The organism is Nostoc sp. (assembly GCF_036916655.1).
GTDB lineage: Bacteria > Cyanobacteriota > Cyanobacteriia > Cyanobacteriales > Nostocaceae > Nostoc.
Window position 1 is genome coordinate 1 of the sequence record NZ_JBALFY010000035.1, and the last position, 12,136, is coordinate 12,136.

The 12,136-nt window shown below is 40.5% G+C and carries 8 protein-coding genes; 1 reads left to right on the plus strand and 7 read right to left on the minus strand.

Features of this window, described 5'->3' with window-relative positions; translation table 11 throughout:
• The 7 genes from V7L31_RS10135 to V7L31_RS10165 form a co-directional block, all read right to left on the minus strand.
• A partial coding sequence (locus V7L31_RS10135) for an NACHT domain-containing protein (RefSeq protein ID WP_334696101.1) occupies window positions 1–2,371 on the minus strand: 2,371 nt, incomplete at its 3' end.
• A gap of 129 nt (window positions 2,372–2,500) precedes the next feature.
• Window positions 2,501–2,941, minus strand: coding sequence for a hypothetical protein (locus V7L31_RS10140; RefSeq protein WP_334696102.1), 441 nt, complete (start codon window positions 2,939–2,941; stop codon window positions 2,501–2,503).
• 116 nt (window positions 2,942–3,057) lie between these two features.
• A complete protein-coding gene (locus V7L31_RS10145; protein WP_334696103.1) occupies window positions 3,058–6,072 on the minus strand; it encodes a hybrid sensor histidine kinase/response regulator in 3,015 nt (1,004 codons plus the stop codon).
• 98 nt (window positions 6,073–6,170) lie between these two features.
• Entirely contained in the window at window positions 6,171–8,972 is a 2,802-nt protein-coding gene (locus tag V7L31_RS10150) for a methyl-accepting chemotaxis protein (protein WP_334696104.1), read from the minus strand.
• Window positions 8,973–9,032: 60 nt separating this feature from the next.
• On the minus strand, window positions 9,033–9,530 hold the full coding sequence (locus tag V7L31_RS10155; protein ID WP_334696105.1) for a chemotaxis protein CheW: 498 nt from the start codon (window positions 9,528–9,530) through the stop codon (window positions 9,033–9,035).
• A gap of 4 nt (window positions 9,531–9,534) precedes the next feature.
• Window positions 9,535–9,912, minus strand: a complete 378-nt coding sequence (locus tag V7L31_RS10160; protein WP_190890190.1) for a response regulator transcription factor — start codon at window positions 9,910–9,912, stop codon at window positions 9,535–9,537.
• A 61-nt stretch (window positions 9,913–9,973) separates the two neighbouring features.
• A complete protein-coding gene (locus tag V7L31_RS10165) occupies window positions 9,974–11,041 on the minus strand; it encodes a response regulator (RefSeq protein ID WP_334696106.1) in 1,068 nt (355 codons plus the stop codon).
• Window positions 11,042–11,698: 657 nt separating this feature from the next.
• Here V7L31_RS10165 and V7L31_RS10170 point away from each other — a divergent pair.
• Window positions 11,699–12,136: XisH family protein (locus tag V7L31_RS10170; protein ID WP_334696107.1), on the plus strand; the 438-nt coding region annotated here is incomplete at its 3' end.

Here is a 12,136-nt window from a genome sequence, read left to right on the forward strand (position 1 = left end):
GCCTACGGGTGTCGTCATCCACATTCTTTGATTGCAGCAGTTGCACCAAGGCGGCGATCGCAATTTTATTGCCTGGGTCGATTTCCCCTAAGCTTGATGCTGCCAGCCTACGGGTGTCGTCATCCACATTCTTTGATTGCAGCAGTTCCACCAAGGCGGCGATCGCAATTTTATTGCCTGGGTCAATTCTGCCTAAGTTATATGCTGCATCCCAACGGGTGTCGTCATCCACAGTAGTTGATTGCAGCAGTTCCACCAAGGCGGCGACGATCTCAATTTCATTGCCTGGGTCGATTTGCTCTAAGCTATCTGCTGCCAGCCTACGGGTGTCGTCATCCACAGTAGTTGATTGCAGGAGTTTCACCAAGGTGGCGATCGCATTTTCATTGCCAGTGCAGATTTGCTTTAAGCTTTTTGCTGCCTGCCAACGGGTGGATTTAGATGCAGTAGTTGATTGCAGCAGTTGCATCAAGGCGGTGATCACAATTTCATTGCCAGTGTCAATTTTCCCTAAGCTTTCTGCTACCACTTCACGGGTGTAGTCATCCACAGTAGTTGATTGCAGCAGTTGCACCAAGGCGGCGATCTCAATTTCATTGCCAGTGCCAATTTGCCCTAAGCTTTTTGCTGCCAGCCTACGGGTGTAGTCATCCACAGTAGTTGATTGCAGGAGTTTCACCAAGGTGGCGATCGCAATTTCATTGCCAGTGCCGATTTGCTTTAAGCTTTCTGCTACCCGCATATGGGTGAAGTCATCCACATTCTTTGATTGCAGCAGTTGCATCAAGACGGCGATCGCTTTTCTGCGGTCTGTTTGTTGCAATACTGAACTAGCTTCCTCTTTGATTGAACTCGAACTATCAATTGTCCACTTGACAATTTGTGTTACTATTTCACCTGCTTTAAAATAATCTCTAAACTCGGCAATTCCTGCGGCAGCTAAAAAATAGGCACGATATTTATAAAATTTTTTACATCCATCTTTAAAACTAACTAAAGCATCGATCAACTGTTGTTTTTGCTGTTTGAGGTTTTTTTCTTCTCGCCCTAGCCAAAGTAATATTATTTGTTTCCATTGCGGTTCAAAAATACGATAAGTTCCTTGACTGGGATTATTGGGAACGTGGTTGAGAAAGAAATGCCAGTCATCAATTGCTTTAGCAGCAAAGTACTCTTGAAATGAGGCATGAAAGAAAGCGTAAACAGGTTTTCTCTTTTCATCTATCCCTATACAGTTCAGCCAGCCGCGATTTAGTGCCAATTTCAACAGCGAATTTTCATCCTCAGCATCTCCCAAGAAGCGATTAACAAAATCCTGCTGCAAGCGAAAACGGTTTACTTCCTTGTCTATGGCTTCTTTAGCTAATTCCCCCAGCTTGACATTGAGTTGCTGACGCTGGTCGGAGTTTATAGCAAATTCGTCTTTTTTCCACTTGTAGAAATCATCAACAAATTGCTGATAAAGTCCTGCTTGTGTATCGGGTAACTTACCATCTCTTGATTGCCAATTTAAGCACAACAGCATCAACCGCAGAGGATTTTTCACTAAATCCCGAATTCGTTCTTTACCTGATTCTTTCAATGCAGTACATAACTGCTTCCCAGTTTCGGGAATAGCAGCAAACCAACTGTGAATAAATCTCTCGACTTGTTCTGGATAAGAAAAATCTAAAGTGCGATAGGTATCAAAATCATCAAGTGCATTAATGCTGCTATCCCACAGATTAACCCGACAGGTCAGTACAATTCGCGCTTGAGAAATTAACCCTCCTTTACGGAATTGTCGGGCAATTTCTATTAGAGGATTACCTGAAGATGCAGACATTTCATCTAATCCATCTAGCAGTAGCCACACATTATTTTGATTAAACAGAGCAACAAAATCATCCTTCAGTTGCTTAGTGACTTCAGCTTTACCTGTTTTCTCAGCCACCTGAGTTAACCAAGTCTCGAACAGATAAGGTTTTAGTTCCTTCTCTTGTAAATCTGCTAAAGATACCCAAATGACAATGGACTGGGGAATCTCATGAGATACCCAATCAGCAATCTGCTGTAATAGTGTTGTCTTTCCTGCACCTGGTTCACCAATAATTGCAATTCGCTTACCTTGACTTTTAGGCGTTTTCTTTTGTTTCAGAACTTCTTCGAGAAAAGCATCATTCTCAAATGTTTTGGTGATTTCTGTCTCTTTGTAAAGTTCTGAACTCTGTTCTGGAGAAATATCGCCTTGAACCTTGTCTGAAACTTGTTCTGGAGAAATATTGCCTTTAAGGTTGTCTAAACCCTGTTTTGAAGAAAAATTATTCTTAAGCTTGGATTGTTTTTTGCGCTCAACTAATCCCAGTGGTACGTAAACATCATCAACTTGCAAGGCGACTCCTTCAGTTGATGTCAGAGGATTTGTAGTCAGCTTTCGCCGTTCTGCGAGTATGTCACAGCAGACTTTACGCCAGTCATCGGAAGTTAACTTTGTCCCATCCTCCCCTTGAGACAGCTGTAGTCAAATCGTAAAATTATTAGTTTGGTTATTTATCTGCCCTTGATTTACAACCCCAATTTTTTCTGCTAACTGCGCCAGATTTTGAATGGTTGGCTGTTGAGACTTGAGGGTATTTTCTATTTCTTGAATTTTTTGAGTGAGTTTTGGTTCTGCTTTTGCTGCTGCTTCCACTTCTACAACAGCTTGAGCAATTTCTGGGTCTTCGTCTGCTGCTGCTTTCACTTCCAGCACTGCTTTACCATAATTTAAAGGCTGCGGTTCATTTTCATCAACACCACTGGTAAGTGATGGTGACTTCTTCTTTTGGCGGAGTAATTCTATTAACTTATCACCTAGCGTCCATGTAGCATCACCAATGTTTTCGCCGATTTTCTCTTGTGCTTTAGTCCAAAGTGTAGTTGCGATCGCAGTAGCAACAGCCGTCAGTGTTACAGTTACCATAAGTTCACTATAGATTTATATTGATTTAGTTTAATGAACCGCAAAGGAGAGGCAATGCTTACCTCTCCCTTGCCTGAGCTTTTCACATACTGAATCAGGAACACCAAACTCTAAATTTAATTAGACGCTGCTTGTTCCGCTACAGGATGAATTATTTCCTCCAGCGTTTGGAGTAACTCTTGCTCATTATAAGGTTTAGAAAAATAAGCCCTCGCTCCCAACTGCATCGCTAGTTGTCTATGTTTATTACTACTACGAGAAGTCAACATTGCAACGGGAATGTTTTTTGTATCAACGTCTGAATTTACCTTACCTAAAAAGCCATAACCATCAAGACGAGGCATTTCAATATCACAAATTACCGCCTCAACTCTCAATCCACTATGGAGCTTTTCTAAGGCATCTTGACCATCTTTAGCTTGCTCTACTTGATACCCTCCTTTTTCAAGGGTCAGCGCTAAAAAGCGACGAACATTAATCGAGTCATCTACGATTAAAATTGTGCCTTTCTGCTTAACCGAAGCTGCTGACATTTTCTCTTCATCAAATATGAGGAACGGTGTTTTTAACCTTGCCGATGGTAATTGAGTACCTCTAGGAGTCTTTCGATTTGTAGCAATCCAATACAGCAACTCATTGATATTAACTAGTGGTACAACTCGACCATCACCGAGAATTGTGCAGTTGCTAAAACCTTCAGGTAAAGGTATATTTCCTTCGACTTGGCGAATAGCAACTTCCTGTTCACCCCAGCAACGGTCTATTTGAATCGCTACTGGCTGATTATTACCTTTGACTACTAACACGCTGTTAGCATTAATCGCTGCTGGAGTTTCTAACTCTGAAGTATCGTAGCGCAGGCAATTAAATTCTAAATAACGAGTTAGGCGAATCAGTGGTAGCATTGTTCCTTGCCAATTTAGGACTTCACTACCTGCCATTTGGAAAACTCGCTCGTCTTGGAGTAAAGATATTTCTGAAATGACATCTGTAGGAAATGCTAATAGCATTTTGTTGATTTCTACTAGTAGAACTCGCGCAACCGAAAGGGTAAATGGTACTGATAGGGTAAAGGTAGTACCAACTCCTGGTTCTGTATCTACTTTCACATCTCCTCGAATCAGTTTGAGGTTGTTACGAACCACATCCATACCAACACCGCGACCAGATAATGCTGTAACTTGCTCGGAGGTGGTAAAACCTGGTTCAAAAATTAGTGATAATAGTTCTTCATCACTAGCATTAGCAAGTAGAGAAGCATCCAATCCCATAGCTAGGGCGCGGGTGCGAATTTTTTCTAGAGAAATACCCCAACCATCATCACGGATAGTAATTAAGGTGCGATTGCTGCGGTGAGTAGCTGTAATTTCAATTAATCCTTGTTCTGGTTTGCCCAGAAGGCGGCGGGTGCTAGAGTCTTCGATACCATGATCGAAGGCATTCCTTAACAAGTGCATTAAAGGTTCATTTAAAGCTTCTAAAATGCTGCGTTCAATTAAAGTGTTACCACCTTCAATTTTTAACTGGACATTTTTTCCATACTCTACATTTAAATCGCGCAAGGCTCTAGGAAAACGTTCAATTAAATCAGACAGCGGCCGCATCCTGATATGATTTAGCTTTGTTTGTAATTGTTTGGATGTTTTGTTGATTTTTCGAGCAATATTGTCTGTATCATCTACACTGAGTTGCACATCAGTTGTAACTTCCTGTACCTGAACAATGGTTTCCATAACTTCCTGCGATCGCAGGTTTAAATCGTTATAGCGATCCATTTCTAAGGTATCAAATTCCCTATCTGTGTCTTGTGTTTGATGACCATTTTCAGCTTGTGCCCGTACCCCAGCCGCTTGAGTGGAAATTTTGTCGTAAGCTATACGTAAATCTTGGTTTTCGCGGTCGAGAACTTGAACTCGCTGGTTGAGGTTACGAACGAGTTTGCGTAATCTTTCTAGGTGTGAGTTTAACCCATTGCGTTGAACAATCAGTTCGCCAAATAAATCATTAATTTGCTCTAGTTGTTTGCTAGGAACTCTAACACTATTTTCATGAGTTTCCCGCTCTTTTACAACACCATTTTGCTCTCCTTTGCCTTCGCCAAGTTTGGCATCAGGAGAATTATCTTCTCTAGAAAAGATGGTATTATGTTCGGTGACATTGACACCATTTACCTCGTCGGCAAATTCTGGATCTACGAATGTAAAATTTGCTGCGATCGCTTCATCTTTAATCCATGTTTCAGGAGTTATTTCGGCTTGCCAAACAGCTGTTGAAGCTGCTTCTGTTTCGAGGGTATCTGTGGGGAGAAGCTGCGGTATTATTTCTGCTGGTAATAGTAGCGGGGGCTGCGTAGAACTACTCAAGTCAATTTCTGTAGGCAAGTTATCTAATTGATTTGTCAGCACCAAAGCTTGCGATCGCCGCCATGCTTGCAATGCTAACTGAGCAATTTCGGGAATGCGCGAGCTACTAACAGTTTCCAAGTGCTGCGTGACTGACTCACAAAGCTTGCTAAAAGCTGGCAACTGGAGCATTTCACCCAAACCGCCCAATTCAGCTGCCATGATCCTAATTTCTTCGTCCAGTCCCGGCTGTTCGCTATCTGTCAATATAGATTCTAGACGCTGCAAACACTCTTCTACTTCGGTGGAAAATAGCAAGGGAATAACGTCTTGGCCATCCTCTGGGGATAGCATGGTTGAGGCATCTTCAGGTGTGGGGTCGCCTAAGCGATCGTGCAACTCATCAAAAATTGGATAACAAAAAGTTGCTAACCACTGATCTTCGACAACATTTCCTTCGGCAAGCAATTCGACAATCTGACGCAGCCAGTCAACTCCAGATAGCAATAAACTTTGTAACTGAGTATCAATTTCTAAAGAGTTTTTTTTAGTTTTTAAAACTTTAAAGGAATCTTCCAGACGGTGAGATAAATCACTGAGCGATCTAAATCCCATCATCCCCGCGCCACCTTTAATTGAATGAGTGGCGCGGAGTGCAGCATTGATTTTATCTAAATCGATACGGTTACTAGTATCGATTTCCAACAATACCCCTTCTAAGGTATTTAAGTAATCAGTTGCTTCTTCCAGAAATTGCATCTGGATTTCTAATTCTTTGTCTTGTGGCATGGTTTTTGTTAATAATTGTTGGGCATTGGGCATTGGGCATTGGACATTCGACATTGGGCATTGGACAAATGACAAACGACAAATGACAAATGACAAACTTAACTAACTTTGAAAGCCTCGACAGTCTCTTGCAACTGCTGCGAAATGTCCACAGTTTGTTGCAGTGATTCGGAAACTTGGCGAGAAGAATCGCTGGTACGTTGTGATATAGCAGCGATATCTTTCATCAATTGGCTAACACTTTGGGATGTTTCAACCTGAGATGCAGTTGCAGTAGAAATTGACTGCACTAAGGAGTCAATTTGAGAAGATACATCCAAAATTTCACTCAGACTTTGTTTAGCCTCCTCCACAATGCGAGTCCCTTCTACCACTTGGGTAGTGCCTATTTCCATTGCTAGTACCACTTCACTGGTTTCTCGTTGGATATTTTCAACAATTTGTTCAATTTCTTGGGTTGCGGCGGCACTCCTAACTGCTAGTTCGCCGACTTCTTCCGCCACGACGGCAAATCCTTGACCTTCTTCACCTGCACGCGCGGCTTCAATACCGGCGTTGATGGCAAGCAAGTTGGTTTGAATAGCGATTTGGTTAATTAAGGAAACTACGCGAGAAATTTGTTGCGAAGATTCTCCCAAACGTTTCACTTTCTTAGCAGTTTCACCCACGGTTTCCCGCAAAGACAGAATATTTTGTACTGTCAAATCCATTGCGTGTCCACTCTTAGTAGCAGTGTGAGCTGCGTGGTTGGCAACAAAGGCAGCTTTTTCAGCACTTTCGGCTACGGCTTTCATCGATTGAGTCATTTGGTCAACAGCATCCAGGGTGCGGTTGATTTCGGCGGCTTGGGTGAGCGCTTCTTCTGCTAAGTGGCGAATGGCTCCTTCGTTAGAGCCAATGGCACTATTCACATGGATGGCAGCTTGTTTAACTTGGGTAACAATATCCCGCAGGCTTTCCACAATGGAGTTAAAAAAGTCAGCAACAGTGCCGATTTCCCCGGCGGTTACGTCTGCGCGCACTGTCAAATCACCTCTGGCTGCACCTTCTACATCGTTGAGTAGTTGTAAAAGTTGTTGTTGCAGTGTTTCATCTGAACCACTTACAGTAACATTTCTGACTTTTTCTATTTCTTCTAATAGCTTGGCTTGTTCTAAGGCATAGCCAACTTGAGTTGCTATTTGTTGAAATAAGTCAATTTCTGGCTGTTGCCAAACATGAGGAGTTTCGCAATGATGAGCAATTAATAAGCCTAAAAGTTTCTCTTGAGCCAGAATCGGTACAATTAAATGAGCTTTGACAGCAAATTTTTCCAAAAGTTGGATGTAACCGTCGGCATTTTTCAAGTTTTGGTCTTGATGAATATCGGCAACCGCTTGCACCTCTGCATCACGATCGGTTTTTAGATAATGTTCCCGGAAATAGGGGTTATCAATTTGCACTCCCAGCATTTCCGGCCAATTACCAGCGACGGATTCCGCAACGACAGCGCCAGCTAAAGTATCTGGATTCAGACTATAAATAATTACCCGGTCTGTTTTTAGCGATCGCTGAACTTCTTTGACTGCTGTATGATAAATATCTTCAGTTTTCAGAATTTTCCGAATCTGTAGGGTAATATCTGCTAGTAATTTTACCCCTTCAACGTCTAGTTCCTGTTCCTTAACTATGACCTGCAATTGTTCGGCCATAAGGTTGATATTTGCACTCAATACCCCTAATTCGTCTTCTCTTTCGATTTGCAGACGGGTATTGAATTTACCTTGACCGAGTTTTGCTAATGCCGCAGTGGCATTGATAATTGGCTGTGTAGTCAGTTTCGCTAACCGAGATGCGATCGCAGCTACAATCAATGCTGTGGCAGCTGTACCAATGGCTATAGTCCACAACAATTGTCTTTGCGATTCAAATACTGTTGCGGTATCTGTGGATAAAAGTACCTGCCAGTTTAAATCAGGTAAGCCATCTATAGTACTAGCTGGTACGTAGCTAACTAATTCTTGTTTTTTCTGAGTTTTCGGAACTTCTATAAAACTATTTACCTTTTTAGCTGCCAGCAGTTTCGGTAAACTAGAATACTCTTCCTTAGCATCTCTCCCCAATAATTCCTTTTGGGGACTCAAGAAAACGGTTCCCGAAGCATCAAGCAACTGGTATTGTTGACCATTGGCTACGTAGTTTTTGATGACTTCCTCTAAAGATTTTACGGGCATACGTGCTTGTACCACGCCAATGGTTTGCCCTGTCCTTGTCTCTTTCACAGGTGCAGCTAGATAAATACTCACTACACCAGTATTTTTTGCTGCTTCCGGTTTACTGATAACAGGAGTATCTTTTTGTAAAGCGTCTTGAAAAAAGGTACGATCTTTTTGATTTTCCAGAGGTTCGCCTGTGGACTGCACAATCAAGTTACCTTGGCGATCGAATACAGCAATACTGTCATAAGCTTTGTAAGCTTGGACAATACGATCGAGGACTGCTTGCTTTTGCTGGGTAGTGACATTAGTTTGGGGACTTGTCAAAAATAGCAAACTTGATATTACCTGAATATCAGCGTAGCGTCCCAGCATAAAGCGGTTAACTTTATCACTTAAGCCAGTAGCTTCAGCTTGTTGAGACTGGGTAATTTGCTTAGTAATAGATTTGTTGGCAAAACCAAAAGCGATCGCACCGATGCCCAATATTGGTATTGTACCGATTGCGATCGCTAAAATAGTCGCTTTCTTAACCAATCCCAGCCTTGTAAAAAAGGCAATACTCTGATTTGAAGAATTATTAGCACTTTCAGTAGTTAGCTTAGTTGGTAGCTTTACTACAGTCCCAATGCCTTTTTGGGATGAAATCAGTGATGCTCGGTTTTGAGCGCCATTACCTTGATTCGTGTTGGTTTTATTAAACATAAAAATAGTTCTCCTAAGTATGTGAATAAGAACACTAAAAATCTTTTTTAGTAATACACTCTAATCACTGCGGAGAATAGAAGATTGTACAATCGCCTGTGCATCTAATACCAGTAATATTTCTTCCTCTTGCACAACACACCCACATAAATAAGGAACTAAACTGGATGCCACTTGTCCTATAGGAGAATGAATATCATCAACGATAAACTTAGTTGTACCTTTGATTTCTTGTACAACTAAGCCCAATACTAATGATTCCACTTGGATAACGATCACATTGTACTGTCGCAGTCGATAATCTAGGGATTCTAAATTGAGCATTCTTGGCAAATCAACTACCCAAATTACCCGACTCCGCCAATTCATTAATCCTAATATACAGGGCTGCATATTAGGCATTGAGGTGATAGATTCAATGGGCACGAGAATAGCTTCTTGTGTATGCCTCATTGATAAAACAGCAGTAGTTTGTTGATTTAGCTGAAACTTCAGATAACCATCTACTAAGTTATTTTGAGTTGTTTTTTCAGTAAGAGTAATGTTTGTACTAGTCATTGATTCAAATTACCACTGATTTAATAGTACGTAGGAGATGTTCGCGGGTATAAGGCTTAGTTATATAGGCATCTGCACCTTGCCTCATCGCCCACAAACGGTCAATTTCTTGATTCTTAGAACTACAAACCACAATCGGCACTTTTGCAGTAATTGGATTTCTTCTGAGATAACGACACAATTCAAATCCACTCATTTCTGGCATGACTACATCAGTAACGATCGCATCTGGTTTTTCTAACACAGCTTTTTCTAAACCTTCTTTTGCACCACTTGCCTTAATTACGTTGTAACCACTTTCTTTGAGATAATGGCTCATTAATTCCAATTCACTGGGAGAATCTTCTACAATCAGAATCGTGCCAAGCAAAGTCAGGCTCACTATTAAATCTCCTAAAAAAATAAATTAAACGTATTTTGTTATTTTTATTTACTTCTTGAAATCAACCAAGATGCTTGAAAACAATTTTTAGTAATTCTGATTGTGTAAAAGGCTTGGTCAAATATCCTGACGATCTGACGATTTTAGCTTTTGCTCTGTCAATAAATCCCGTTCTACCAGTCACCATCACAATTGGTGTATTTTTAAAAGCTGAATGTTTCCGTAATAAGGAACATAGCTCGTAACCATCTAAACTTGGCATTTCAACATCTAGCAAAATCAGATCGGGTTTACTCCGCAAAATTTGCATTAAAGCTTTTACGGGATCGTTGATCATTACAACTGAAAATGTATTTTCATCCAAAAAATGTTTGATGGAATTCAAAACCGTTTGGCTATCATCAATGCAGGCAATTGTATATAGTTTTTTGCCAGCAGGTGGCTGATTAATTTTATTATTCTCAGGAATATCAAAATTGATTGGTATCGGCAATCTTTGGCCAATTTTTATTTGTAGTTGTGGCTGAACTTGAGTCGCTTGTGTTGCAGCCAAAACTTGGGAACCCCCACCAGCCGGAATGGATGACTGGATATTTTGCCGATTTCTTAATTGCTTTTGACAGTGTTCAACAAGTAACCGTAAATCCAGGCGACAGAACTTTGGTAATTCATCCAAAGAGCTTTCAGGACTAAATTCATAGCTACCTTCTTTTAAACACAGAAATGATTCCAGCACTTCTTTTGCCAATTCGTCTATCAGGCTTCCTGCTTGCACAGAGGTAATATAGTCCTGATTTACTAGCCAACAAATAGCTTGGTAATCTGCATTTGGTATTGATTGATGTTCATTCTTTGTCTCAAACATCAGCCGCATCTGTACGCGAGTGGCGCTATTGAGAGCAGGAATTTGCTGACTCAATCGCCGTAAGTGACTGTCAAGACGCTCAAACAGTTTATCTGAATAGGAGGCATAAGTAAGTTTACCGTCCTCTAGATAGATTGACCAAGAAACTATCCCGGTAAATATGCTTAAGCAACCTGTAGCACGCCGACTAGTCAATTGTGCCAACAGAGATAGCGGATGTAGTTTCTGGAACAACCTGTAGCTACCTATAGGAGTTGTGCTCATTTTGCTTTCACTTCAGCTAAATTCGATACGTGTAAGCTAAATTCGTGCAGAGTTATTCCACAAATTAAAGTTAAGTAAAAGGCTTCAAAGTTTTGTATTTTAAAGTACACAATTTTGACCTCTAGGATTTGTGGTGAAACTTAACGAAAGCGGCTTTATATTCAAATGCTCAAATCTCAGTAAATTCGTAAATTGTTATTAATTTACTTCCTGTTACTGAGATTTATAAACATTCTGGAAAAATAAGACATAGAAATGTCAAGACTAGATGAAGCCACTTTCCATTGAGTAACCCCATTCTGACCACAGGAATAATACTGATTTTCTTAAAATAATATCTTTGAACTTCTGTATTTACACTTAAGTAAAATCTAGTCTTTAAGCGCATGAGTACTAAATGAAGCCACTTTCCATTGAGTAACCCCATTCTGACTACAGGGATAATACTGGTTTCCTTGGTAAAAATAAAACAGACTTGAGAAAATCAGGAGTTAAAATAATTTAAGTAAAAATTTATACTAAAATAAGAATTTACTGCTTTGGTAGAGATGTTTGTCCAAAAAATTTGCGCGATCGCCTGTTTTCTTCTGATTGCTCTTACTGCATTGTTCGTCTGCCAAGATACACTTACAAGCGTATTGCGCTAAAATACCATAAATGCCAGCAAGAGACATATTTCACAACGCAGTCAAAAAAGGGCTACAAAAGGAAGGGTGGAAAATTACCCATGATCCCTTACCCGTCAGTTTTGAGTTAGGGGATATGTACATAGACTTAGGGGCAGAAAGAATTCTAGCAGCAGAAAGAGAGGGTGAAAAAATTGCTGTTGAAATTAAAAGCTTTTTTAAAACATCTGCAATTTCTGAATTTCACACAGCTTTAGGACAGTTTATTAACTATCGACTAGCATTATCTGAACAAGAACCAGATCGGACTCTCTATTTAGCAGTTCCCATCGATACATATACTTCTTTCTTTACTATCAGACTTGTACAAAACACAAAAGTGTTGAATGTTAAGAAAAATCCGATAAAAACAGCCCAAAATATGTTAGATTTTGGGCGGAAGATTAAAGTATATCTATTTGATAGTGAT